Source organism: Agromyces sp. NPDC052230 (genome assembly GCF_040679595.1).
Lineage (GTDB): Bacteria > Actinomycetota > Actinomycetes > Actinomycetales > Microbacteriaceae > Agromyces.
In genome coordinates this window covers 1-25,111 of sequence record NZ_JBFAVC010000006.1, presented here as the reverse complement: position 1 = coordinate 25,111, position 25,111 = coordinate 1, and the positions used below count along the sequence as shown (strand labels likewise).

At 63.9% G+C, this 25,111-nt stretch carries 23 protein-coding genes and 1 pseudogene; 19 read left to right on the top strand and 5 right to left on the bottom strand.

Features of this window, described 5'->3' with window-relative positions:
- Nucleotides 1–68: 68 nt before the first annotated feature.
- The 12 genes from AB0K73_RS13720 to AB0K73_RS13665 all read left to right on the top strand — a co-directional run bounded on the left by AB0K73_RS13720 (nt 69) and on the right by AB0K73_RS13665 (nt 11,942).
- A complete protein-coding gene (locus AB0K73_RS13720) occupies nt 69–1,082 on the top strand; it encodes an ABC transporter substrate-binding protein (RefSeq protein ID WP_360513779.1) in 1,014 nt (337 codons plus the stop codon).
- Between the two features lie 66 nt (nt 1,083–1,148).
- Nucleotides 1,149–2,021 carry an ABC transporter permease gene (locus AB0K73_RS13715; protein WP_360513775.1) on the top strand — a complete coding sequence of 291 codons (873 nt, stop codon included), beginning with the start codon at nt 1,149–1,151 and terminating at the stop codon, nt 2,019–2,021.
- The gene (locus tag AB0K73_RS13710; RefSeq protein ID WP_360513772.1) at nt 1,991–2,863 is read left to right on the top strand and encodes an ABC transporter permease; all 873 of its coding nucleotides are present in this window, start codon (nt 1,991–1,993) and stop codon (nt 2,861–2,863) included. The genes AB0K73_RS13715 and AB0K73_RS13710 overlap by 31 nt, the downstream gene beginning before the upstream one ends.
- Before the next feature lie 19 nt (nt 2,864–2,882).
- On the top strand, nt 2,883–3,704 hold the full coding sequence (locus tag AB0K73_RS13705) for an ABC transporter ATP-binding protein (RefSeq protein WP_360513769.1): 822 nt from the start codon (nt 2,883–2,885) through the stop codon (nt 3,702–3,704).
- A gap of 159 nt (nt 3,705–3,863) precedes the next feature.
- The gene (locus AB0K73_RS13700; RefSeq protein WP_360513766.1) at nt 3,864–4,814 is read left to right on the top strand and encodes a PDR/VanB family oxidoreductase; all 951 of its coding nucleotides are present in this window, start codon (nt 3,864–3,866) and stop codon (nt 4,812–4,814) included.
- 14 nt (nt 4,815–4,828) lie between these two features.
- Nucleotides 4,829–5,635, top strand: a complete 807-nt coding sequence (locus tag AB0K73_RS13695; protein ID WP_360513763.1) for an N-acyl homoserine lactonase family protein — start codon at nt 4,829–4,831, stop codon at nt 5,633–5,635.
- Between the two features lie 77 nt (nt 5,636–5,712).
- Nucleotides 5,713–6,420 (top strand): GntR family transcriptional regulator, encoded by a 708-nt coding sequence (locus AB0K73_RS13690; protein ID WP_360514672.1) that lies wholly within the window; start codon nt 5,713–5,715, stop codon nt 6,418–6,420.
- Between the two features lie 108 nt (nt 6,421–6,528).
- Entirely contained in the window at nt 6,529–8,016 is a 1,488-nt protein-coding gene (locus tag AB0K73_RS13685; RefSeq protein WP_360513760.1) for an aldehyde dehydrogenase, read from the top strand.
- On the top strand, nt 8,013–8,918 hold the full coding sequence (locus tag AB0K73_RS13680) for an NAD(P)-dependent oxidoreductase (RefSeq protein ID WP_360513757.1): 906 nt from the start codon (nt 8,013–8,015) through the stop codon (nt 8,916–8,918). Before AB0K73_RS13685 ends, AB0K73_RS13680 begins: the two co-directional genes overlap by 4 nt.
- Complete coding sequence (locus AB0K73_RS13675; protein ID WP_360513754.1) at nt 8,905–10,092, top strand: cytochrome P450; 1,188 nt, start codon at nt 8,905–8,907, stop codon at nt 10,090–10,092. Before AB0K73_RS13680 ends, AB0K73_RS13675 begins: the two co-directional genes overlap by 14 nt.
- 1 nt (nt 10,093) lies before the next feature.
- Nucleotides 10,094–10,879 carry an SDR family oxidoreductase gene (locus AB0K73_RS13670; RefSeq protein ID WP_360513751.1) on the top strand — a complete coding sequence of 262 codons (786 nt, stop codon included), beginning with the start codon at nt 10,094–10,096 and terminating at the stop codon, nt 10,877–10,879.
- Nucleotides 10,880–10,892: 13 nt separating this feature from the next.
- Nucleotides 10,893–11,942: an NADP-dependent oxidoreductase gene (locus AB0K73_RS13665; RefSeq protein WP_360513748.1), complete on the top strand. Its 1,050-nt coding sequence runs from the start codon at nt 10,893–10,895 to the stop codon at nt 11,940–11,942.
- Nucleotides 11,943–12,119: 177 nt separating this feature from the next.
- Here AB0K73_RS13665 and AB0K73_RS13660 read toward each other — a convergent pair whose 3' ends face one another.
- From AB0K73_RS13660 to tcuA, 4 genes are all read right to left on the bottom strand, one after another.
- Nucleotides 12,120–12,356, bottom strand: coding sequence for a hypothetical protein (locus tag AB0K73_RS13660; RefSeq protein WP_360513746.1), 237 nt, complete (start codon nt 12,354–12,356; stop codon nt 12,120–12,122).
- Between the two features lie 184 nt (nt 12,357–12,540).
- The gene (locus tag AB0K73_RS13655) at nt 12,541–13,677 is read right to left on the bottom strand and encodes a serine hydrolase domain-containing protein (RefSeq protein WP_360513743.1); all 1,137 of its coding nucleotides are present in this window, start codon (nt 13,675–13,677) and stop codon (nt 12,541–12,543) included.
- Between the two features lie 79 nt (nt 13,678–13,756).
- The gene (locus AB0K73_RS13650; protein ID WP_360513740.1) at nt 13,757–14,965 is read right to left on the bottom strand and encodes a serine hydrolase domain-containing protein; all 1,209 of its coding nucleotides are present in this window, start codon (nt 14,963–14,965) and stop codon (nt 13,757–13,759) included.
- Between the two features lie 92 nt (nt 14,966–15,057).
- Nucleotides 15,058–16,542, bottom strand: a complete 1,485-nt coding sequence (tcuA, locus tag AB0K73_RS13645; protein ID WP_360514669.1) for an FAD-dependent tricarballylate dehydrogenase TcuA — start codon at nt 16,540–16,542, stop codon at nt 15,058–15,060.
- A gap of 142 nt (nt 16,543–16,684) precedes the next feature.
- Here tcuA and AB0K73_RS13640 point away from each other — a divergent pair, with 142 nt between their 5' ends.
- Nucleotides 16,685–17,119 (top strand): HtaA domain-containing protein, encoded by a 435-nt coding sequence (locus AB0K73_RS13640; RefSeq protein WP_360513737.1) that lies wholly within the window; start codon nt 16,685–16,687, stop codon nt 17,117–17,119.
- Nucleotides 17,120–17,126: 7 nt separating this feature from the next.
- Here the strand turns inward: AB0K73_RS13640 and AB0K73_RS13635 are convergent, their stop codons facing one another.
- Nucleotides 17,127–17,816: a GntR family transcriptional regulator gene (locus AB0K73_RS13635; RefSeq protein WP_360513734.1), complete on the bottom strand. Its 690-nt coding sequence runs from the start codon at nt 17,814–17,816 to the stop codon at nt 17,127–17,129.
- 136 nt (nt 17,817–17,952) lie between these two features.
- Between AB0K73_RS13635 and AB0K73_RS13630 the strand changes: the two genes are divergently transcribed.
- The 6 genes and pseudogenes from AB0K73_RS13630 to AB0K73_RS13605 all read left to right on the top strand — a co-directional run bounded on the left by AB0K73_RS13630 (nt 17,953) and on the right by AB0K73_RS13605 (nt 24,343).
- Nucleotides 17,953–18,837: an N-acyl homoserine lactonase family protein gene (locus AB0K73_RS13630; protein WP_360513732.1), complete on the top strand. Its 885-nt coding sequence runs from the start codon at nt 17,953–17,955 to the stop codon at nt 18,835–18,837.
- On the top strand, nt 18,830–19,756 hold the full coding sequence (locus tag AB0K73_RS13625) for an NAD(P)-dependent oxidoreductase (protein WP_360513730.1): 927 nt from the start codon (nt 18,830–18,832) through the stop codon (nt 19,754–19,756). Before AB0K73_RS13630 ends, AB0K73_RS13625 begins: the two co-directional genes overlap by 8 nt.
- Nucleotides 19,753–20,550 (top strand): SDR family NAD(P)-dependent oxidoreductase, encoded by a 798-nt coding sequence (locus AB0K73_RS13620; RefSeq protein ID WP_360513728.1) that lies wholly within the window; start codon nt 19,753–19,755, stop codon nt 20,548–20,550. The genes AB0K73_RS13625 and AB0K73_RS13620 overlap by 4 nt, the downstream gene beginning before the upstream one ends.
- A gap of 562 nt (nt 20,551–21,112) precedes the next feature.
- Nucleotides 21,113–21,520 (top strand): carboxymuconolactone decarboxylase family protein, encoded by a 408-nt coding sequence (locus tag AB0K73_RS13615; RefSeq protein ID WP_360513726.1) that lies wholly within the window; start codon nt 21,113–21,115, stop codon nt 21,518–21,520.
- A complete protein-coding gene (locus tag AB0K73_RS13610; protein ID WP_364775377.1) occupies nt 21,493–22,698 on the top strand; it encodes a serine hydrolase domain-containing protein in 1,206 nt (401 codons plus the stop codon). The genes AB0K73_RS13615 and AB0K73_RS13610 overlap by 28 nt, the downstream gene beginning before the upstream one ends.
- Before the next feature lie 446 nt (nt 22,699–23,144).
- Nucleotides 23,145–24,343: pseudogene (locus tag AB0K73_RS13605) on the top strand (IS481 family transposase).
- The last annotated feature ends 768 nt before the right edge of the window (nt 24,344–25,111 follow it).

The window sequence follows — 25,111 nt, the reverse complement described above, 5'->3', positions numbered from 1 at the left end:
ATGCAACTTGCTGGGTGAAACCTGACCTCCCCGAAGGGGGATGAAATGAATGAAGAGAGGCACGGACAATGAAGTCGAAGACACAGCGGAGCATTGGGATGCTCGCGGCCACGGCAGCCATTCTGGCGCTTGCGGCCTGCTCAGGTGGCGGCGCGGCGCCTGACACTGCTCCGAGCGAAGGCAGCGGTGAGGCTGACCCGTTCGCTCCGGAGCAGAAGGAGCTCGTCGTGGCGGGATACCCGCAGAACGCATTCGCATCCATCCCGGTGGCGATGCAGAACGGCATCGCTGAAGAGTATGGGATCAGCGTCGAGCTGCAGCCTGCCGAGAACGCTCCAGCCATGCTCGCCCAGGTAATCAGTGGGGCAATCCCGATCGGAGCCGTCAACGGGTTCTTCTCAGTCCCCGCGTCCATCGAGGGGGCGGACGTGCGAATCATCGGCGAGGTTCTCCGCGGCACCGAGGACACGCAGACCGTCGAGGTGCTCGATGAGAGCATCAAGACCCCGAAGGATCTCGAAGGCAAGCGCGTTGGCGTGGTCGGACTGCTGTCGGGCCACCAGGCCCGCATCGAGACGGCGGTGAACGCTGATGGAGGAGACTCGTCGAAGGTCGAGTTCGTAAACCTGCCATGGGCTGAGATGGTTCCAAACCTGCAGAACGACCAGGTTGATGCGGTCTCCGTCACATCGATCTTCCAGGATGCGGCCCGCGCGCTCGGGACCCAGAAGGTCATCGACCTCGCAATCGAGCCGGGCCTGTGGCCAGAGTTCCCCGACGCGCAGTGGCTCGCCAATGGTGCGTGGGTCGATGCGAACCCGAACACCGTTGCCGCATTCCAGTGCGCCGTCGTGCTCCGAGGTGCGGAGATGGCGAACGAGGATCAGGAGGCGTACGAAGACGCCCTGCGCTTCTTCAAGTACACCGAAGAGGGAATCGCGAACGATATCCACCCGAACCTGCCCGCGGCCAACGAGCCGGCGACGATCATCCCCGAGATGATGCACGAGCTGGGCTGGATCGACGAAGAGTTCGACATCGCGGCCATCACGGTTCCGCTGCCGACCAACTGCGACGCATAGCAACGATTCGGCCCACCGGATTCTGCTCCGGTGGGCCGAATTCAATGACACAGGAGGGTATCGACGGTGAGCACATTCACGTCGCCCATACGAAAGACCGAGCCGGATGGTGAATCCACTTCCGCCTTCGCGACTCTGGCGGTGAAACGCAGCCGCAAGAAGTCGACGCGCAGGCGCGCCCTGTGGCTCGGACTAGCAGGCGTTCTCGGGCTTATCGCGATCCTAGAGATCGTCAGCCGCCTGGGCCTCGTCGATCCGCAGTTCCTGCCGCCGTTCTCCACGGTCATCATGACGATGATTGGCCTCTTTGCCGACCCGTCCTTCCTAATGGTCGTGGGATCGACGCTGCTTACGTGGCTCTTGGGGCTGTCGATCTCCGCCCTGCTGGGCATTCCCCTGGGCTTCCTGCTCGGACTGTCGGGCCGGACATATCGTGCCACGCGGACGGTCTTCGAACTCGTGCGCACCCTTCCCGCCGTGGCGCTCATCCCGCTTGTGATCATGATCGCGGGCAACGGACTCGAGATGAAGCTCATCATCGCCGTGTATGCGGCTATCTGGCCGATCCTTTTCAATACGATCTACGGGGTTCGTGGCACCGATCCGAAAGCGACGGAGATGGCGCGCAGCTTCACCCTCGGAGGTGCCGAGATCATCCGGCGCATCGTCCTTCCCAGCGCGGCGCCGTTCATCGCCACTGGTATCCGCGTCTCCTCTTCGATCGTGCTGATCGTGATTATCACAGTGGAATTGATTGCAGGTGGAGCAACCGGACTCGGTGCGTTCATCTCGCAGATGCGCGTGCAGGGTGACCGAGTCCAGGAGGTCTACGCCGGCATCCTCGTCGCCGGTCTTCTCGGCCTGGCGATCAACGTGCTGCTCGGCATCCTCGAGCGCCGATTCTTCAGTTGGGACACGACGACGAGAGGGGGCGTCTAGAGATGAGCACCTCGACAGTCGCAGCGCCGAATATGGTAGTTCGCGGACTAAAGGACCTCAGCATCCGATTCCTCTACGGGTTCGGCTTCCTGATCGTCCTGATCCTTGTGTGGGAGTGGGCGACGGTCGCCGTGCCTTCGCTGTTCTTCCCGCCTCCATCGAGGATCCTTCGCACATCGATGGAGCTGTTTTTCTCGGGTTCGCCCGCGCACCTCTTCCTCACCGAGGCCATCACGGTCGATGTCGCCGGCACCGTGAGCCGGATGCTGCTCGGGTTCATCATCGGATCGACCGTCGGTATTCTCGCCGGCACTGCGATCGGCCGATCGATGATCCTGCGCGAGCTCACGGATCCCAATGTGGAATTCCTGCGCTCCATCCCCGCGACCGCCACCCTCCCGTTGTTCATCATCTTGCTGGGCGGTGACGACGGCATGCGGATCGCGTTTATCGCATACGCCGTCATGTGGTTTGTGCTGATCAACACGACGAGCGGTGTGGCGAGCATCCACCGCACGCTCATCGACACCGCACACACGTTCCGGATCGGCCGCATCAAGACGCTCTTCCGCGTCATCATCCCCGCGGCGATGCCGCGCATCTTCGCCGGCCTCCGGATCGGCTCGACTGTGTCGTTGCTGGCCGCGATCGTGTCTGAGCTCATGCTCGCCACCAACGGCATCGGTCACCGGCTGATCCTCGCTCAGAACATGTTCAAGATGGCCGACCTGTGGTCCTGGCTGGTATTGCTGGCGATCCTTGGCTTCCTCCTGAACACCCTCATGGAAGTCATCGAGCGCAAGGTCCTCGCATGGGACAGCCTCGCTCGGAGTCAGGAATAGGCGAAAGTTAGGAATCCGCATGACCATCAACACTCCACTGACGGACAACGAGCTCATTCTCGATGTCGCCAATGTCGGTCATACCTACGGCAATGGCGAGACCGCCTACCGGGCGATCCATGACCTGTCGTTCTCGATCAGCACGGGTGAGCTCGTGTCAATTGTTGGCCCGTCCGGCGCAGGAAAGACGACTTTGCTCCGGATCCTCGCCGGTCTGCTCACGCCCAGCCAAGGCAGTGTCTCGCTGCTGGGCAAGAAGGTCACGGGCGTGCCGGAGGGCATGGCTATGGTGTTCCAGGACTACAGCCGCTCGCTCCTGCCTTGGCTCCGTGTCGAGAAAAACGTGCTCTTTCCGTTGAGCACCGAGACCGGAAGCAAGGAGGAGCGGCAGAGGCTCTCTCGGGAGGCTCTGCACGCCGTCGGTCTGGATGGGCACGAGCACAAGTACCCGTGGCAGCTATCGGGCGGCATGCAACAACGCGTCGCGATCGCTCGTGCGCTCGCCTATCGCCCTCGCCTGCTACTCATGGATGAGCCGTTCGCTTCCGTCGACGCGCAGACCCGTTCGGGCCTCGAGGACCTCGTTCTGCGGATTCGGGCGGAGTACGGTATGACCATCCTCTTCGTGACGCACGACATCGATGAGAGCGTCTATCTCGCCGACCGCGTGCTCGTCCTGTCCAAGCCGCCCGCCACCCTCGTGGAGGACGTCCATATCGCTCTGCCCTCCCCGCGAGACCAGATCTCCACGAAGGAGGACCCGGAATTCGTCCATCTGCGCGGTCACGTTGCACGACTGATCCGCGCGGGCGGTCCTGTGCCGGCGGCCATAAAGGACTGAGACAAACTCTCTCTGCTGCGTCCTGTCCACCGCATGTGCGGCCGGGCTTGTCGGCATTCTTCCGGGTATTCGACGTCGGTGAATGTACCCGACGTGCATACAATTAGAGAAGAAGAGTCGTGTAATGACTCGCACGTCTGTGAAGGGTGGTGGGCATCGGTGGACGAGCCCCGAATCGATGTTTCCGTTGTCGACCGAATCGAAGGAGCCGACGGAGTCGCCGTCGTGGTGCTCGAGCGTCCCGGTGGCGATGCGTTCCCGGAATGGGCCCCGGGCGCGCACATCGATGTTCACCTCCCAGGTGACATGATCCGCCAGTTCTCGCTGAGCTCCAGCCCTTCCGATTCGCGACGCTGGCGCCTCGGGGTGCTGCGCGAGATGGCAGGGCGCGGCGGCTCTGCGTGGATCCATGAGTCGCTCGTGACGGGTGCGAAACTCAGCGTCAGCGCCCCACGGAACAACTTTCCGCTACACGAGGCGCCCGCCTACCGGTTCGTGGCGGGCGGGATCGGCATCACTCCGCTGCTTCCGATGATCGCCGACGTGTCTCGGACGGGCGCAGATTGGAGTCTGCTTTACGGCGGTCGAACGCGAGCAAGCATGGCCTTCTTGGACGAACTCCAGGCCTACGGCGATCACGTCCAATTCCGTCCTCAGGATGAATTCGGTCTGCTTGACCTCAAGCGATTCCTCAGTGACCCTGTCCCTGGCGAGCAGATCTACGCGTGCGGACCCGAGCCCATGCTGGTCGCCATCGAGGCTACAGTCCAACACTGGCCGGCGCACTCGTTGCACCTTGAACGATTTACCGCCAAGGAGGTCTCGACGACCGAAGACGTCGCGTTCGAGGTCGAATTCGCTGAAAGTGGGCTAACCGCCACAGTGGAACCAGGGGTAAGCATCCTCGATGTCGCAGAGAACCTCGGCCTCAACGTCTTCTCGTCCTGCCGGGAAGGAACGTGCGGGACGTGCGAGACCCCGATGCTCGAGGGAGAAGCTGATCATCGTGACTCGCTACTTACGTCGGCCGAACAGGCGGCAAACGACGCCCTAATGATCTGCGTGTCACGCGCCGCCGCTGGCTGCCCGCGCTTGAAGCTCGGGCTCTGAACGAAGGACGCGACATGGCCGCACCCATCGACGCCGATGCCCCCGAGTACCACGTCTACGCACTCCTGTTCGCCAGGAGAGAGCTTTCGCACCGCCCCGAGCACTTCTATCGCGGGCATCACGAGCCGGTGGACTCAATGCCGATCGCCTACTACGTTTGGCTGATCGTTGGGCGCGGACGGACGATCCTCGTCGACACGGGCTTCACTCCCGAGGTCGGTGCGCGCCGCGGAAGCCGCATATACGAGCAGTCGCCACTGGAGTCGCTGCGGCGACTCGGGATCGACGCATCCGATGTGGACACCGTCGTCCTCACCCACCTGCACTATGACCACACCGGGTTTGCGACGAGTTTCCCCCAAGCGCGGCTAGTCGTCCAGCAGGCGGAGCTCGACTATTGGCGCGGGCCGATGGCGACGCGCGGGGAGAACCCCGCGCTCGTCGAGGCCGAGGACCTCGCCGGTGTTTTCGGGCTGGTGGAGCGTGGCCAGGCCGACATCGTCGACGGAGAGGCGGAGATCGCCGCGGGGATTGTCGTGCGGCGGGTCGGAGGACATTCTGCGGGACTGCAGGTGGTTTCCGTCGAGTATGACGCCGGCTGCACCGTGCTCGCCTCGGATGCGACACACTTCTTCGACAACATCGGACAGGACAAGCCGTATTCGATCGTCCATCATCTGCCGGAGATGTATGAGGCATTCGACTGGATGAAAGCGCGCGTTAAGGGAAGCGGATCGATTATCCCAGGTCATGATCCTGCAGTCTTGGAAGCATTCCCGCCTGTTCCCGATCTCACCGGCGTCGCCGTGCGGATCGTTTGAGACGGGAGGCTCGCTTGCGATGACTGCATGCAACGAGTGTGCGAAAATCGCACAAGGACAGCAGTGAGGTGGACAGCATGACAACAATAAGGGACGACAAGGTGCACCCCTACACCGAGACTCTACGCAGGCTCCTCGTCAAGCCCGAACACGGCAGCATGACCGATGCTGTGACGGACGCGCTCCGGGAGGCCATTCTCAGCGGGCTGTTCGCTCCACCCGCATGGCTGCGTGAAGATGAGCTCGCCCAGTCGCTCGACGTGAGCCGCACACCGGTCCGTGAGGCCCTGCGTCGCCTCACCGATGAAGGTCTCACGCAGCGGGTCGCCAATCGTGGAACGGTCGTCAGCCCGATGACCCTCGACGAAATCCTTGCCGTCTACGCGGTACGCGAGTCCTTGGAGGGCTTGGCGGCGCGTACGGCGGCCGGCCGCCGTCCCGCCGGTTTGGTAGATGAGCTCAAGCGCGTGCATGAGGCGATGGTCGCTGCCGCAGATGAGGATCCGTCCCGAATCGCGACTCTCAACCTCGAGTTTCACAGACTCATTCGGGATGCGGCGGGAAACCCATATCTGACACGGTTTCTCACGCAGGTCGAGCACGCTGTACGTCGGTTCGGCCAAACGACGTTCGCGATCCCCGGCCGCGGTGCCGACGCCAACGATGAGCACCTCGGGATCCTTGAGGCGATCGCCGAAGGAGACCAGGAGCTTGCGGGGGCGCGCGCAACCGCGCACATGCGCCGTGCGCGAGAATCGCGCGTGCGCCAGCTCATCTCGATGTAGTGCGTTGCGCCGCCCCACGAGAGCTGCATACAATAGTCCCAGATCAGTTGCATGCAATAACTATGCAACCCAAATGGAACGCGACACGACGTCGAAGGAGACTGCACCGTGCGCTATCGCATGCTCATCGGCGGCGCGAAGGCCGATGCCACCGGAGATCGTCGGCTACCAGTCGTAAACCCATACACGGGCGACGAGATCGCGAGCATTCCTGATGCTTCGGCCGGTGACGTCGACACGGCGGTGAAGGTGGCGCGCGCTGCGTTCAACGACGGTTGGGCGCAGACATCCGGGCTTGAACGCGCCGGGCTGCTCCATCGACTCGCCGATCTCATTGAAGAGGCGGCGGACGATCTCGGCGCACTCGAGACCGAGGACAATGGCAAACTCCTGCGCGAGACGTCCAGTCAGGCGCGATTCGCGGCGCGCAACTACCGATTCTTCGCCGGATACGCGGACAAGCTTTACGGGAGAACGATTCCCCTTGATCAGCCGGGCATGTTTGATTACACGCTGCGTCAGCCTGTGGGTGTCGCCGCCCTGATCACGGCGTGGAACTCTCCAATGCAGCTGCTCGCCAACAAGCTCGCGCCGGCGCTGGCCGCGGGATGCACAGTGGTGATCAAGCCATCCGAGCACGCGAGCCTGTCGACGCTAAAGCTGGGTGATCTGACCGAGCGGGCCGGGTTCCCCGCCGGCGTCGTCAACATTGTCACTGGTGGCGTCGAATGCGGGCGAGCGATATCCGAGCACCCGGACCTCGATCGCATCAGCTTCACGGGCAGTGTGCCGACCGGGCAGGCCATCGCCGAGGCGGCGAACCGTAACCTCGTTCCGGTCACCTTGGAGCTCGGCGGAAAGTCCCCGAATATCGTGTTCGACGACGCGGACCTCGACCGCGCTGTGACGGGCGCACTCGCCGGGATCTTCTCCGCCGGGGGACAGACATGCATCGCCGGGAGCCGACTGCTCGTTCAGGACGGAGTATATGACCGATTGGTCGCCGCACTCGCTGACCGGGCGCCGCGCATAAAGCTCGGGGACCCGAAGGTGCCGAGCACCCAGATGGGGCCGGTCGCCAACCGGCCGCAGATGACGCGGATCACCGACGCCATCGAAAAGGCACGCGCCGACGGGGCCCGGATCATCGCAGGCGGCGATCGCCCACAACGCCCAGACCTGCAGACTGGTCTGTTCATCGCCCCGACGGTCTTCGCGGATGTCGACAACTCCTCTGCCCTCGCGCAGGAGGAGATCTTCGGGCCCGTGCTCGCGGTGATTCGCTTCCGCACCGAAGAGGACGCGATTCGCATCGCGAACGCGTCCGACTTCGGCCTCGCGTCAGCGATATGGACCCGCGACCTCGCACGCGCGCATCGTGTCGCGTCGGCCCTCGTCGCCGGGACCGTCTGGGTGAATACCTACCGTGCCAGCGCGGCCCAGGCACCGTTCGGGGGCGTCCGTAAGTCCGGACATGGGCGCGAACGCGGCGAAGAAGCGCTGGACGAGTACTTGCGCACGAAGAATGTCATGATTGATCTCAATCCCGACCTCCCGGACTTCTTCAGCGTCGACTTGGAAGGGGGGCAGGGGTGAGCGACGTACATGCCGTGGGGCTGATCGGCCTCGGCAATATGGGTGCGGCGGTGGCCTCGCGGCTTGTCCGCGCAGGACGTCTTATCGGCTTCGATCTCGACGCCGAGCGGCGAGCAGCCGCGGAGGCTGATGGCGTTGAGGCCGTCGATACGCTCGAGGCGTTCGCGCAATGTCGGATCGTCTTCCTCTCCCTCCCCACTCCCGCCATCTCGCTGGCTGTCGCACGGGATCTCTCGGCGATCCTCGCTCCCGGGTCTATTGTCGTCGAGACGAGCACCGTGAATCCCGACGACATGCGCCGCATGGCGGCGCTTCTCGGCGCCAAGGACATCCGCTCGACCGATGTCGCCATCCTTTCCGGGGTTGGCGGAATGAGCGCGGGAACGAGCATTCTGCTCGCCGGCGGCAAGGACGACGACCTCGCTGAGCTGGCGCCCGTCCTGGGGGTGATGAGCTCGTCGGTTATGCGCTTCGGCCCCGTGGGAACGGGAATGGCGGCCAAGGTCGTCAACAACGCCGTCGCGCACGCCGTGATGGTCGTATTGGCGGAGGCCGCCGCGATCTCCGAGCGCAGCGGCATAGACCTCACGCAAATGCTCGATCTTCTGCAGGATCCCGAGGCCGGGCTGATGAGGCCGCTCACCCACCGGATGCGCGAACGCGTCATGAACCGCGACTTCGCCGGAGGCATGCCGACGGAGGCGGCGCGCAAGGATTCGGTCCTCGCCTTGGCGCTCGCACAAACACTCGGCGTGCCGCTCTTCGCCATTCAGGGCGCGCACTCGGCTTATGAGCTCGCGATGGCCGCCGGTCTCGCGCGGAATGATTATGCCTCGATCGCGACCCTGTGGGACGAATGGTCGGGCACTTCAGAGAGGAAAGATGATCATGGTCGCCGTTGACGCACTTACTGTCGCCCCGGACGCGGTCGCTTCGCTCGACGAGCAGTTGGCGGCGGCGCGCGCCCATCGGATCGTCCGCAGCGGCCGTGGATGGGAGCTCTTGGGGTACGAGGACAGCCTGATGGCGCTCCGTGATCCAGCCCTCATGCGTGCGAAGCTCTTCCTCTGGCGCGCCGACAACATCGATCTCACGGAGGGCTTCGCACGCGATTTTCTGGAGCGCACGCTCAATACGCAGGAGGGAGAGCAGCGAAAGCACCTGCGCACACCTATGGCGCGGCTGCTCTCTCCGCGACGGACGAAGACGCTGTTCGAAGATGTCCACGAGATCGTTAATCGGACCCTCGACGAGGTGGCGAATCCCGACGACGTCGACTTCCTTGGTGAAGTCGCGTGGCGGATCCCGTCGCAGACGTACTGCGCCATGGTGTCCATCCCATGGGAGATGGCTCCGACCGTCGCGCGTCTCTCCGACAGCACCCTCGCCCCGCTCCTGACGATGGAGAAGCACCGCAGGCCCGAGATGGAGGCAGCGTATGACGAGATCTTCGAGCTGGTGATCGAGCACATCGAGCATCGCCGCGCTCACCTGTCCGACGACTTTACTTCTGCACTTATCGAGGAGGAGCTTGCGGGCAATCTCACGCGCCAAGAGGTCTATGACATCGGCGTGGGCCTCCTCCAAGCGAGTGTGGACAACACCGTGCATCAGAGCGCACTGACGATCGGCAAGCTGCTCCAGCACCCGCCCGGCTGGGCACAGCTGCTCGCGCAGCCGGAACTCATGCCGAACGCGGTCGAAGAAGTCATCCGGATGTGGCCGCGGTTTCGCACCCACATCCGCTACGCTGCCGGCGACCAAGAGCAGTTCGGCGTGCGGCTGAAGGATGACGACCTCGTCTTTATCCACGTCGTCGGCGCACAGCACGATGAGCGCGTCTTCGAGCGGCCGCTCGAGTTCGATATCACACGCCCGATGCTTCCGGGCCCGCTGGTGTTCGGCCAAGGTCAGTATTCCTGCCTGGGTCAGCATCTCGCGCGACTTGAGATGCATGAGTTGACGCTCGCGATGATGAATCGCTACCCGAACGCCAGGTTGCTGGAGTTCGAGGAGCACGAAGGGCCGTTCGTGCGCGAGGTCACGAAGATGCGCGTCTCGCTGACGGGAAACTGAGATGTCGGTCGATCGATTCGCAGGCCGGACGGTCATTGTCACGGGCGGGGCGAGCGGACAAGGCGAAGAAGAATGTCGCCGACTCGCAGCCGAGGGCGCTCACGTGGTCGTCGCGGACGTTTCGGATGACTCCGGCAGGCGTCTCGCCGATGAGCTGGCTGCGGTCGGCAGCGCGGAATTCGTGCATCTGGATGTGTCGAGTAGGGACGGCTGGATCCGTCTGCGAGATCACCTCGTTGACACGGATCGTGAGGTGCGCGGTCTTGTCAACAACGCGGGAGTCGGCGTCCCCGGGCGCCTCCACGATGTCGCAGATCGGGATTGGGAACGTGCCTACGCCGTGAATGCCACGGGAGCACTCCTGGGAATTCAGCTGATTGCGCCGATCATGCCTCCGGGCTCGGCGATCGTGAACATTGGTTCGATTGCGAGTCTCATTGCGCATCACAACATCGCCTATGGTGCGGCCAAGTGGGCGCTCCGGGGTCTGACTCGGAGCGCAGCGGTCGAATTGGCTGCGCAGAAGATCCGGGTTAACCTTGTGCACCCGGGATTCATCCTCACGCCGATCAATGCGGGCATGGACGAGCGGTTCCGTGAGGCTCAGCTGTCGATGACGCCGATGCGGCGTGCGGGGAATGTGGCGGAGGTCGCGGAGGTCGTGTTGTTCCTGCTCTCCGATGCCGCGAGCTTCGTCACCGGAATCGAGCTCCCGGTGGATGGCGGGTTCTCGGCGCATGGAGGAAGCATGGCGATCTTCAATGCCCTCGAGAAGGACGATAGCTGACGGGACAGTTGTTATGACGAACGCCTCCGCGCGTACGCTTGCTGTGGAAGTCGTCCAGGAGGTCGACGGTCGGTACACGCCTGACGCGCTACGTGTCACCGAGGTCGAGCTGGGGCCGCTCCAAGATGGCTTCGTGCGGGTGCGCATGATATATCTCTCGCTGGATCCGTCGAACCGCAACTGGCTGCGCCCCGGACCTCCGCGCCGAATCGGGAGCACAGTCATCGATCTCCGGTCCGGCAGTGTGATGCTGGGCCAATCGATCGGCGAGGTCACCGAATCGCGAGCAACGAACTTCGAGGAGGGCGATCTCGTGGCCGTCCTCGGTCCCTGGCAGGAGATCGCCGACCTCGCTCCTGATGCGCTCCGCCTGCTCCGTCCGACCGCGGGAGAGCCGTTGACCGCTTACCTCTCAGTTTTCTCGCACGTCGGCCTCGCGGCGCTCACGGGAATCCGCGATGTTCTTGATCTCCGTGCGGGGGAGGGCCTTCTGGTCACGGGGGCCGCCGGGGCGACGGGTTCTCTCGCTGTCGAGATCGCCCACGCGACCGGCGCACGAGTGGTGGGTGTTGCCGGAGGCGCCGAGAAGTGCGAGGTCGTTCGATCGCTCGGGGCGGATGAAGTTATCGATTATCGCTTTGACGACGTTGGCACGGCGCTTGACGAGCTCTTCCCGAGCGGTATCGACGCGTTCTTCGACAACGTCGGCGGCTCGACTTTGGATGCCGCGCTCCCGCGGATGGCGTGGTTCGGACGCGTCGCCGTCTGCGGTGTGATGTCCGAGTACGAGCGGACCGGCGACCAGCGAGGGATCCAGGGGATGTACCACGTCGTGATGAAGGCACTCCGCGTCCAGGGGTTCCTCGCCGAGCGGATGGGACGCCCTCGGGATCAGCAGATCGCGGAGCTCCGGGGGATGTTCGCGGCAGGGTTGGTTCACGATCGTCCGCACGTGGTCGCTGGACTTGAGCATGCCCCTGAGTACTTGGGCTGGCTCTTTGAGGGCCGCAACCGAGGCAAGCTCATCGTAGAGGTCTCGCCCGCGCCCGGGGTCGGTGGATAGCTGCGATCGGTTCTCTAACATGGCGAGGTATCCCAATCTCCTCACTGAAGAGCGCGGACGTGAACCGACGGACAGATCCCGCGCCTGGTCTCCATGTGCTAGCTCGCGATAGCGAAGGCTTCGTTAGCATCGCCTCCCGAAGCCCAGCGACGTCCGGAGCAATTTCCCTGAGTCCAGTCACCATTCTGCAATCGACGAGGGGTGGGATGCGCCAAGCGACTTCATCACTAAGTCGACGTCGTCGAGATAATCGAGGTCGTGCATTACACCATCCATGATGACCTGTACTGCTTGCGTCAGTGTCAGGGTGCTGCGCGGGGAGAGAATCCGTCCGCACGAAGCCCGAAGCCGTCGGCGCTGCACGCCATCCTGCGTGTTGACCATTCGCTCGAGGAGGTCGCGGGTGAACGCCACCTTCAGGTCTACCTGATCCCCGCGCCGCAGGAAGCAACTCCGGTGCTCCGAGCACGCATAGGCTGTCGTCGTGCCAATTGCGCCCGGACGAGCTCCTCTTCGGCCCTCGGGTCTCCTCTGGCCCCAGATGGTGAGCTGGTCAGCTGAACCATGTCGCATCCTCGTGGTAGGTACAGGCTGAGCATCACAGCGCAGCAGAAACCACCATGTCGGAGATCCGCTGGTACCGGGTGATGTTGTCGGCCTGCGACAGGAGTCCCGCACTAAGTCCCACGAAAGAGATGTCAAGCTCAGGATCCACCCAAATCAGTCCGGTGCCGGCGCCGTAGTTGCCGAAGGTCTCGGGGCTAGTGAGCGTGCCGAGTTGGGTCACACACATCTGCAGGCCACGGACGTTGAAGCCGAGTCCGATGTTCGCGGGGGGAACAGCGTCGCCAGCGCGGAGCGACACCGTCTTGTAGAGCTCATTGGGGAGATCGCCGGTCCAGACTTGTCGCGCCAGCCGCACCATCCGAGACGAGAGGATACGGGCCCCATCGAGCGTGCCCTCGTTGCGAAGCATCTCGACGAAACGCTGCAGGTCCGCGGTCGTCGACGCGGAGCCAACCCAAACGGCGCTGTTGCTCTCGGCCGTGTACAAGCCGTAGTCGCCTGGCGTCGTGCTCGACGGCGACTTAATGGGAATAAGGCCTCGCATGTCTGGGACCACATGGCGGTCCCGCATGTGCGGCTTGACTCCGAAGCGAGTGTCGGTCATGCCGAGCGGTTCCCAAAGGTCCTCGAGTACGATCTCTTCGATCGTTCGACCCCGGGGGTCAGTTCGCCGGAGCGCTTCGCCTAGCATGGTGTGGTTTGCCATCGGCGCATAGTCGCACCGCGTTCCGGGCTCGGAAGTGCCGTGCATGTAGGTGATCACGCCCTCGAAGCCCTGTTGCAGGGTTTCGACGAAGTAGCCGGGGGCGGGTTCCCACAGACCGGGCACGCCGGTCGTGTGGGTCAGGAAATGGAAGATCGTCGCGCGGTCGCGCGGTGCACCGGACCATTCCGGGATCAGGTCAGACATCCTCGTAGTCAGCGCGAAGCGTCCCTGCTCGATCGCGCGCAGCGTCAGAACGTTGATGAACGCCTTCGTGATCGAGAAGACACTAAACACGGAATCAGTCGCGATCGGCCGTGTCCGACCGGCGTCAAAGTAGCCCACAGCCAGGTCGAGGAAGGTCTCGCCGTGCCGGGCCACCTTGAGTGCGGCGCCGTAGTACCAGCCGGACTCGGTCTCTCGGCGGATCAGTTCTTCGATCTCCGCGAGGCGCTCGCGGGACATGCCTTTGGACGTCATTTGAGTAATTTCTCTTCGTCGAGCGCGAGGGTCACGATCAAGGGCGTGGGGGAGCGAGCGACCGTCAGGACGTGGACGGCAGCGCGGGAGTGGCCGGCGGGCGCACGACCGAGGACACCGCGATGTCGGATAACGTCTGGAAACGGGCGATGTTCGCGCTCTCTTCCATGACGCCGGACGTCAGTACGACGAACGTCAGTTCGCGCTCCGGATCGACCCAGAAGATAGTCGAGCCCGCGCCGTAGTTGCCAAACGTGCGCGGCGACGTCAGCGAGCCGAGAATGCTGGGGTGCATCCCCTCGCCGCGCAGGAAGAATCCGAGCCCGAGGTTGGCCGGCATGAGCTCCCAGTTGCGGCGTTGTGCCATCGGGATCCACCAGTTGTTGGGCTCGTCCCCCGTCAGGTTGCGGGTGGCACGGTCGATAATTGCGGGCGACACCAATCGGACACCATTCAGTTCCCCCCCGCGGCGGAGCATCTCGGCGAAGCGTAGAAGATCGCCGGCCGTCGAGACGGAGCCCACCCACGGCATCTCGGCTTCCTCAGTGAGGATGTCATTGAGACCCTCGACGTCGGAGGCCGACAGCCACCCCGTTGCCTCGAAGCGTGCGCGAATCGGGACCAGTCGTTCGGCGAGACGCTTCGGGGCGCCGATCGCCGTACTCGTCATGCCGAGCGGATCGAATATGTCGCGCTGTGCGAGTTCACGGTAGGTCATGGCGCCCTGCACCCGACGGACCATCTCGCCCAGGAGCGCATGGTTGAAGGCGGGTGAATATTCGATCGTCCCGCCAGGATCACCGATCGCATCCATCTCGCAGACGCGCGCGACTACTTTCGACAGATCGCCGAGCTCGTGCGCCGGGAGAGGCTCAGGCGTCGGCGGCAAGGCGGAACGATGGGTGAGAAGATCGGCGACGCTGATGCGGTCCTTCCGCTTGTTGAGGAACCGATCGGCCGAACGGAATTCGGGGATGACCTCGACGACTTTCGTCGAGAAGCTGAGCTTTCCCTGTTCTATGGCTTGGAACACGAGATTGGTCGTAAATGCCTTCGTGACCGAGAGGATGCGGAACACATCGTCAGTGCGCGCGGCGCGGCCGGCGTCGCGGTCCGAATATCCGACGGCCTCGTGTGCGACGACCTCCCCGCGGTGCGCGATCGCGAAGACCGCGCCGTCGTACTCGCCCGCATCGACGCTACGCGCGATGCGCTCGGTCAGCCGCGCCAGGGCACGATCGTCGATCTGTGTCTGGATGTTGTCCTGCGCCATGGGGGCTCGTTTCTGCTGAATCGGCAGCCAGGCTGCCTGTGGTGATTGGTTGACGCGAGAGTTCTGCGGATGCGGGTCATACGGCCCGCACGTCAGGCGATGGCGCCTGCCCGCCGACCGAAGACAATACCCGCGGCCAGGCCGGAGCCACCGGGATAGTTCTGCGAGAAGAGCCCACCCAGTGATTCACCGCAGGCGAGGAGGCCCGGAATTTCGGCTCCGCCGGCGGTCAGGACCCTGCCGTCCACGTCGGTCTTGAGGCCCCCGAACGTGAAGGTGATCCCGCACGTGACGGGGTACGCGAAGAACGGCGCCTCCTCGATAGGGTAGGCCCAGTTGCTCTTCACGGGCACGGTCGTTGCTGCGGCCCCGTCCTTGACAGTGGGGTCGACGGGGATCGAGCGGTCGATGGATGTGTTGTAGCCGTTCACCGTCTCGGTGAAGCCGGCGCGGTCGACGCCGAGTTGGTGCGCGAGGTCGTCGAGGGTCTCCGCGACGGCGACGCTGATGCCGGGCATATCGTACTCTTCTGCACGCAGCATCGGGCGCACTGCAGAGTCGAAGACCTGGAAGGCCACAGACTCGGGCTGGCGGAGGATTTCGCGCCCATACTTCGCGTACGTGTAGTTGCGATAGTCGGCTCCCTCATCGATGAACCGCTTGCCAGCCTTGTTGACGACGATTCCGAGGGGGTAGCTCTGGCGCGTGAGCCGATTGGTCAGCGCACGGTTGCTCTGGTTCGCGGGGAACCAGGCGTCCCATGCCGTCGAATGACAGGTCGACCAGTCGCCACCGCGGTCAGCGCCGAGGTCAAGTGCGCGCAGCAGGAGCTCTCCCGTGTTGTAGGGGGTTCCGCGCACAACGGCTTTCGACCACCCCGGGCCTAGGTACTTTTCGCGGAGATCGGCATTCGCCTCGAATCCGCCCGCCGCAAGGACGGTGGAGGCGCCGCGGAGAGTGGTTCGCGTCCCATCGGACAGTGCGACCTCGACGCCGACGACGCGGCCGTCTTCGATCACAAAGTCCATGACGTGGTGCTCGTATCGGATCTCGATTCCCGCGCGTTCCGCGGCCGCGGAGTAGTCGGCGATCATGCCTTCGCCCCCGCCGACGTTTCCGACATGCAGGCCACCCCAGAAGAGGAAGGTGCCGTCGGCACGCTCGTAGGCCTGACGCTCGTACATTAGCCGGTAGCGCATTCCGTGCTCGCTGTGCAACCAGCGCAAGCCGCCGGATATCTCGGCGACGAGCACCTCGGTCAGCTCGGGGTCGTTGCGCCCTTCGGTCACCCGCTCGAGGTCCGATCGGTAATTATCGGTCGTGTAGGCCGGGACCTCCGTTCGGTCGTGGCGCTCGTCGGGCTCGACCAGGTCAAGCAGCGAATCGAATCCATCGTGTGTCATGCGGGTCGCGCCGGCCGTGAAGAAGCTGTTGCCTCCGGCCATCGCCTTCTCGGCCCGCTCGAGCATGATGACGGAGCGTCCGCGCTCGGCTGCGGAGAGGGCCGCGGCGAATGCGGCGTTCCCTGCTCCGATGACGATAACGTCTGCGTCGCACTGGGGGTCGTTAACGCTCACTCCGGACACTCCTCAAGATCATGAATACTCATTGTATGCAATATCAGTTCATGATCGCAATCGGCGCGACCTTCGGCTCGCAGTAACCTGTGGACACCGCTCGGATGCCTGCGCGGACAGAAACCGGATCAAGGAGACAACGGTGCTCAGTTCGTTGGGGTGGCCGATCAAGGAAAGCCTGCTCGACTATCTGGCGGCGCTCGAGGATGCGACGGTGGAGGTCGATGGTGCGGAGCGCACCACCAACGGGTTCCATTTCCCAGTCGATTCTTCGCGAGCGGACGGCGCCTCGTTCCAGGGTACGGTCCGCATGACGGCGCATGGGGGCATGCTGAACGTGGAGATCGGCTTCCCCCAGATCGTGCGGGTCGGGAGCGATGTGATGTTGCGGGTGTCGACGCCGTCAGGAGCGATCGACCTGGCTCGGATCCTCGATTATCCTGCCGACGATGCGCTGCTGCTCCACTCTGGCGGCGTCGTCGCCGACATCGCCCTTACGACAGCGGGATCAGCCCTCCTCGGCAACGTCTACGGTCCTTGGACGCGACTTGCGCCGATGACACTCGTTGCCAACTGACCTCGCATCAGCCTTCGGCGGGCCCAGCGGCCACGACGTCGGACATCACTCGCGCAGCATTCCGCACGTGTTCGACTGCCACTCGTTCCGCTTCTGCCTCGTCGCCCGCATCGACGGCGTCGACGATCTGCACGAACTCTCGATACGACTGCTCCGCCCGCCCGGGAGCGGTGAGCGTCGTGGCCCGCAGCTGTGCGACGCGCACTTGGAGTCCTTGGATCACCTGCTCGAGCAGCGGATTGCCGGCGCCTTCGAAGAGCGTGCCGTAGAAGATGTTCTGAGCGGCCAGAATCCGCGGGCTGCGATCGGCGCCCGATGTCGTCGCGCGCTCGAGTTCGGTTAGCGCTTCATGCAGCTTGCGCCGCTGATCGGGCGTCGCGCGAGTTGAGAAGAGGCGCGTTGCGAATCCCTCGAGTTGAGCTCGCACCTCATAGAGGTCGTCGACCTCTCGCGGTGTGAGCACCCGGACGATCGTGCCTCGTCCATTGCGAGACTCGACGAGGCCCTCTGCTTCCAGCTGGCGCAGCGCTTCCCGTACCGAAGGACGCGACGCACCGGTCCGCTCGCAGAGATCCCGTTCGACAAGCACCTGCCCGGGGGTGAAGTCGAGGTTGACGATCGCATTGCGAAGGATGGCGGCGATCTGATCCCGGATCGGCGGATGGCGGGTGACCGCAAGACTCGGCGACTGGGACACATGAGCTCCTCAAGTACGAAATGACTGCTGTCATACAGCCTACAACGCACGCTTCGAATTGACGTCGCCTCGTCATACCATTACCTTCAAGACTGTCTGACAGATTGTTCGGGGAACGGAAAGGAGCGGAGGAGCAATGCAGTCGAATCGGTACGAGATCACCGTCGTGCGATACGCGACGACGACATTGCTGCGCAGTCGTCTCTTCCTTAATGACTTCCTCAACGAGGTTGCGGATGAGAGTCGCGGGCTCGACTACTACTTCTGGATCGTCCGCAACGATGAGCGCACCATCCTGATCGACACGGGGTTCGCAGCCGAGGTGGGCGCTCGACGCGGCCGCGAGGTGCTGATCGACCCCCTCGACGCCATGCAGGCGCTCGGCGTGGATCTCGATGCTGAATTAGACATTGTCGTGACCCACATGCACTACGACCACATCGGCAATGTGGATGCTTTTCCACGTTCACACATCACGCTCGCTCGCTCCGAGTTCGACTTCTGGACGGGGCCGATCGCCGGTCGATCGCAGTTCGCGCATCTGCGCGAAACGACGGAAGTGCACGCAATCGCGCGCGCGCACGATGATGGACGCGTCAGCCTGATCGATGGTGACACCGACCTCTATCCGGGCATCCGCCTCCTACTCGTCGGGGGACATACGCCCGGACAGCTCATGGTCCTCGTCGAGTCGGAATCGGGCCCGATTCTCGTCACCTCCGATGCGGTGCACTACGAAGAGGAGCTCTCACTCGGACGGCCGTTCATCTACATGGACCATCTGAGCGCCTCATATGCGGCCTACGATCGCATCTCCGAGATAACGGCGGAGACCTCGGGGGCGCGCATCCTCTTGGGTCACGACCCCGCGGCTCTCGCGCAGATCCCGCACGCTGCGCACCCCCTGCTTCCCGACCATGCCTCGGTCATCGGCGGGAACGTGCTGGATGACATCGAAGGTCGGGAGGCGCGCATGATCGATGGGGGACGCCACGACAACGGGGAGGAAAAGCATGAATGACGCGTTGAATCTGCGTGTCGGCTTCTGGGGGTTGGGCAATATGGGTGCCCCGATGTCGAGACGACTGCTCGACGCTGGTGCCGATGTTCTCGGCCGCGACCCGAGCCCGGCAGCACAAGCGGCGCACGTAGCGGCAGGTGGACGAGTCGACGCCGATGCAGATCTGTCGGAGCTGGACATTCTGATTCTCATGCTGCCCAGTTCCTCTGTCGTCGAGTCGGTGCTGCTCGACGAGGGCGTTGCGAGCAGACTCCGTGCCGGCACCCTCGTCATCGACATGAGCTCGTCAGAGCCCCTCCGAAGTCTCGCCCTCGCGCGGGACCTACAGCAGCGGGGTCTTGAGTTCATGGATGCGCCTGTGTCCGGCGGCTTGACCGGGGCGGAAGCGGGGACGCTCGCGATCATGGCGGGAGGGAGCGAGGCGGCCGTTCAGCGCGCGGCCGGTGTGATGTCGATCCTCGGCCGCCCGCGCCACGTCGGAGCGGTCGGGGCCGGGCACGCGCTGAAGGCGCTCAACAATCTCCTGTCTGCGACCCACCTCTTGGTCACGTCCGAGGCCATTCTCGTCGGAGAGCGGTTCGGACTGGACCCTGCCGTCATGCTCGAGACGATAAACGCCTCCAGCGGCCGGAGCGGATCGTCGCAGAACAAGTGGCCGAACTTCATCCTGCCGCGGACCTTTGACTCCGGCTTCGGCCTACGACTCATGCTCAAAGACATGAAGATCGCGACAGAGCTCGCGCACAGCCTCGGCATTCCGATGGAGCTCGGCGATGCGGCAGTCGCTGAGTGGTCGGATGCTGCTGACTCGCTTGATCCCGATGCGGACCACACGGAAATCGCCCGTTACCTCGAGTCCCGCCGCGATGCGGGCCCGGGCACGGGCGGCAGTGTGATCGCGGTGGACGTGATCGGATGACCGCGATCTCCGGTCGACGCGCGCTCGTCACTGGCGGCGCGTCCGGTATCGGAGCGGCGCTCTCGGCAGCTCTCATCGCGCGTGGAGCCAACGTGCTCATCGCCGACCACGACGCGCATGCCGCCGAGGCTGCCGCGACCCGGATTGGGTCGGACTGGGTCGCTCTCGACGTCACCGATGCGGCCGCCTTGGCACAGGTCGCGGACGAGGAGGAAGCGGCAGGGCGCGCGCCCGACCTCCTAGTGCTGAACGCCGGTGTGGGCCCGTTCGGGTCTCTCGCCGAGATGACCCGGTCGGATTGGGATTGGATGCTCGGCGTCAATCTCCGCGGTGTCGTCGACTGCGTGTCCGCATTTCTTCCCAAGATCGTCGACAGTCGACGGTCAGGACACGTGGTCATGACCGCCTCCATGGCGGCTTTGGCTCCCTCGCCCGGTCTGGGGGTGTATGCCGCCACCAAGGCCGGCGTGCTCGCCTTCGGCGAGGTGCTCTCGGCGGAGCTCGCCGGGGCCGATTCGTCCGTCGGTGTGACGGTCGCGCTGCCCGGACCGACGCCGACCAACATCGGATCCAGTCAGCGTGCACGCGAGGATCGCGGTGGTCTTAAGGACCGCGAGCTCGAAGAAACGGGCTTCGAGTGGATCTCCTGGCGCACACCCGAGGACGTCGCGGCACGGATCCTCAATGCGGTCGAGACGGATAGCCTCTACGCGCCCACGCATCCCGAACTGCTGCCCCGCTTCGACGAGAGGGTGGCGCAGATTCGTGCGGCGTTCTTGAACGCCGCAACCTAGGTGTCCAAATTGCAGTTCGGTAATAGCGGGCCGCGGCAGGATCGTACGCGTGCTGGCAGTACAGAGGTGGCCGCCTCCCCGAACTCCGCGTCGAGCTCTAGCGCTTCGCGACGCGACTCTTCCCGCAGCGTGCGACCGATGTGCAACGCGCCGCGATTCGACGATCTTGAGATTGCAGCTACCTTCGCTTTGCGGCGCGGACGTCACATTCTCGCAGCTACGAAGTCTTTCGACCGCGTGCTGTAGCGAGGGGACGGCGAATCCGCTCCTGGAGCAGGTGCTCCGGGGTTACCGAGGTGCGGGTGGCGTAACACCGCGCGATCACCCTGACAGATCGCCGCCGCCGTGCGGAGGAGCCGACGAAGTGTTCGCCCGATGGGTCGCCGGAATCGTGATACATCGAGGGGCGACGCCTCGAGTCGTGGTAGGGCAGAGCGAAAGCAGGGCCTCCTAGCGCCTCCACTGCCCGCGGCCAAACCTACGGCCGTGCTGTCATACAGTAATGTAGCTGGCAAATGGCCATTCCATAGGCGGCCAGTGTGCTCGCAACGGAGGAGGAAAGATGAGTCGGGAGAATGCCGCTAAGTCGGCTTATGAGCGGGGCCTTGCGATCCGCAAGAGCGTCATCGGGGCGCAGTATGTCGAGGAATCGCTGGCTGCGGCGAACGATTTCACCCGGCCGATTCAGGAGTTGGTTACCGAGTATTGCTGGGGCACCGTCTGGGCACGTCCAGAACTGTCGAAACGTGATCGTAGCCTGATCAATCTCGCAATGCTCACTGCGCTGAATCGAGGACATGAGTTTGGCGTGCACGTGCGCGGTGCCCTCAACAACGGAGTCGCGGTTGATGAGATTCGCGAGGTCCTGATGCAGACGGCCATCTACGTGGGGGTGCCAGCGGCTCTCGAGTCGTTCCGGATCGCCGACGAGCAGATCAAGGCGTGGAAGTCTGGGCCGGAGACCAAATGATGCCGGCGGTGCTCGAACAGGCAGCAGTGGCCGCAGGTATGTCGCCCGCCCGCCTGGCCGCACTCGCCGAGTCGGTGCTGCATGACATCAGCAGCGGCCTGTACTTCGGCGCGTCCGTGAAAATAGCACGACACGGCGAGTTGGTGCTCGACTTGGCTGCCGGACATGCGGATGCGCAGGCTTCGCATCCGATAGTCGAGAACTCCGTCTTCTCAATATTCTCGATCACTAAAACCTTCGTGAACGCCCTCACCCTTCGCTGGGTTGAACTGGGTCGCCTCGCCCTCACGAGCAAGGTCGTGGAGGTGATTCCCGAGTTCGCAGGCCCACCTCGTGACCGCTCGACTGTTTACCATCTCTTAACCCACACCGCGGGAATGCCCGGGGTCTGGGAGCCGGCGCCAGCGCTCTACCTCGACAAGTTGGACGATGCGTTGCGGGCGGTTGTCGCCAATATCCACGGCGTCGTGGAGCCGGGGACTCGCTGCGACTATTCCCCCATGGCCAACCACACCCTTCTTGCTGCAATGCTCTGCCGCACTGATCCGGAAAGCCGGGACATCGGAACCCTGCTTGACGAGGAAATCTTCCAACCCCTGGGGATGGCGGACACCGCGATGGGCATCAAGTCTTGGATGCGCGATCGTCACGTCATACCAGATACTCGGGGCACGGTTCCCATCAAGTCCCTTTCCCGCACCACTCCTGGCGATTTCGGATTGCACCTCGCCGAATCGAATGAGTCCGCTTGGGCGGGCGCCGCGTCGACGAGCGGTGACCTTGTCCTCTTCGCTGACACCCTCCGCCGCGGCGGCACTTCGGTCAACGGATACGACCTAATTTCTCCAGCGACGATCAAGCGCGCACGAACGGTGTGGACAGGCGAGATGCCAAACGAGTTGTACCAAACTGTCGCCTTGCGGGCGGGGTATGACGTGCCGCCGGCGTACCTCGGACTCGGATTCAATGTCCGCGGCCCTCGGATCGTCAACACGCAACTCGGGACCCTCACTAGCCCCGAGACTTTCGGAAATTACGGCGCAGGCAGCGCCTTGTACTGGGTCGATCCGGAGCTGGATCTCGTCTTCGTTGGTCTCACCGCGGGACTTCTCAGTCAAGCTCAGAACATCGCCCGGTTTCAACGGCTGTCTGATATGGCGGTTGCCGCCGTGACGTAGCAGATATGGCAGCCATTCTCACGTTCCCCGCTGATCGCAGCGCCTAGACGCTCGCGATGAGGCTCCGCAGGAACCGATCCAGTAGCGACCCCCGGCGACATCCGTCCTCGCTGGCACTTGCAATATCGACGGTCGAGCAATGAGAAGGGCTGTATGAGGTGGTCTGCCCGGGAACTTATTCACCCTGCGTTCAGGTGCAATCGTAAACGTCATTCCCGGCGGCGAACTAACGGCCTTACTGGTCTCATCGAGATCTGACCGTTCTATCCGACTGTCATGTCGCAGGACATCGGTGACAGTTCTGAATCATTAGAGCGGTGACGCTTCGGAGCGGTTTGGTGGTGACAGTTCCCTCAGATGTTTGAGGGATGAGCCGCAACGAGCCCGTCGATCCTCGTGTCCGTCTCGCGATCACGCAGTGGCCGCCGGGTGCGCCACGCGGGGCGGTGTCGACGTTCTGTCTCGAGCACGGGATCTCACGGAAGACGTTCTACGAGATCCGCCGGCGGGTGCAGGCCGAGGGGCCTGCGGTGGCGCTCGAGCCGCGGAGCCGACGGCCGAGGACGAGCCCGACGACCATCGCGGACGACGTGAAGGCACAGGCCATCGGGGTGCGGGCCGCGTTGGAGCGGTCGGGGTTGGATCACGGGCCGATCAGTGTGCACGAGAAGATGCGGTCGCTCGGGATGATCGCACCGTCACCGGCGTCGCTGGCGCGGATCTTCCACGACGCCGGGGTCGCGAAGCTCGAGCCGCGGAAGAAACCGCGGGCCGCGTTCCGCCGGTTCGTGTATCCGGCGCCGAACGCGTGCTGGCAGCTGGACGCCACCGAGTACGTCCTCGCCGGTGGGCGCAAGTGCGTGATCTTCCAGCTCATCGACGACCACTCCCGGTACGCGGTCGCGTCTCTGGTCGCGGACGCCGAGACCTCGGACGCAGCGATCGCGGTCGTGGACAAGGGCATCGCCGCGCACGGGGTGCCGCAACGGCTGCTCACCGACAACGGGTCGGCGCTGAACCCGTCCCGGCGAGGCTACGACGGTCAGCTCGTTGCGCACGTGAAAGCGATCGGGGTTCAGCCGATCACCGGCAAGCCGTACCGGCCCACCACGCAGGGCAAGAACGAGCGGTTCCACCAGACCCTGTTCCGGTTCCTCGACAAGCAGCCCATCGCCGACGCCCCCGCCGAGCTGCAGGAGCAGGTCGACCGGTTCGACGCGATCTACAACACCGAGCGTCCGCACCAGGCCCTTCCCGGTCGGATCACCCCGCGACAAGCGTGGGACGCGACCCCGAAAGCCGACCCTCCGAAGCCCGGCCCGCCGCCGCCACGCACGCCGATCGCGTTCCGCACCGATGGCCGCGACGACCAGGTGCGAGTCGTGAAGGTCGCCGGGAACGGAACCGCGTATGCCCGCGGGATCTGCTTCCAGACCAGCCGCGACCACGTCGGCCAGCACGTGTTCGTGGTCTACGAGCCCGAGGGCGTCATGATCTTCGATGACCGTGGCACGCTCATCGTCGAGCACCCGTGGCCGGCACCCGGGACCCGGTACGTCGGCAGCGGCAAGCCCCGCGGCCGACGGCCCAAGACCCTCCCACCGTCACCGATGTCCTGAGACATCAACTGTCACCGATGTCCTGAGGCAGAACCGTCACCGATGTCCTGAGACATCACAACCCTACGGATGATTTGATCCGCGCACGTTTATCCAACACTTTTGCCCCGAGAAATCTCGATAGCGGTCGAGATCAACAGGTAGCATCGAGACTCGACAGTTGTCGTTGCGGCAAGAAATTCCTGATCAAATCGAGATTCTTCGAAGCATCCCGGCTCATGCCGAGACGGCGAGTCACGGCCGAGGAGTTCCATCGGTCACCAGTTCAAGTCTGGTCCGCCCCACCACAAGCCCCACAAATCCCTGATCAGCGGTTGTTTCTGGCACGATAGTCCGAGCAGGTTGTTTCTGGCACGATAGTCCGAGCAGAAATGCGCCGCGTGAGGGGCTGCCGGTCATCGTCGCGTCCCCATCTCGGCGACCCGAGCAGTCAATTTCGCACGGCACGGGACGACGGGGCTCGCCTGATGATCGTCGATCGCTCGCTCTCGCTGATGCGTCGAAATCAAGCCCGAGTAATGACCCTCTTTTGGGGGGCATGTGCGATGCGGAGAATTGGCTGTAGGTTCATTCCGACAGTCACGTGTCATCGACCCGAACCTCTTCATAGCGGCCCTACCGCCTGGTTGCACGACGCTGCACGTGATACCAAGCGTGCGTCGTCTCGACGCTCATCGTCGTGCGTTCGGAGAGGTGTCTGTTGAGGTCGTGGCTGGCGGCGCGGTGGCGCATGTGTTCGGTTATCGGTGGTGCACTGGTCGTTGCGTTGGTCGGCTCGATTCTGTGGGCGACGC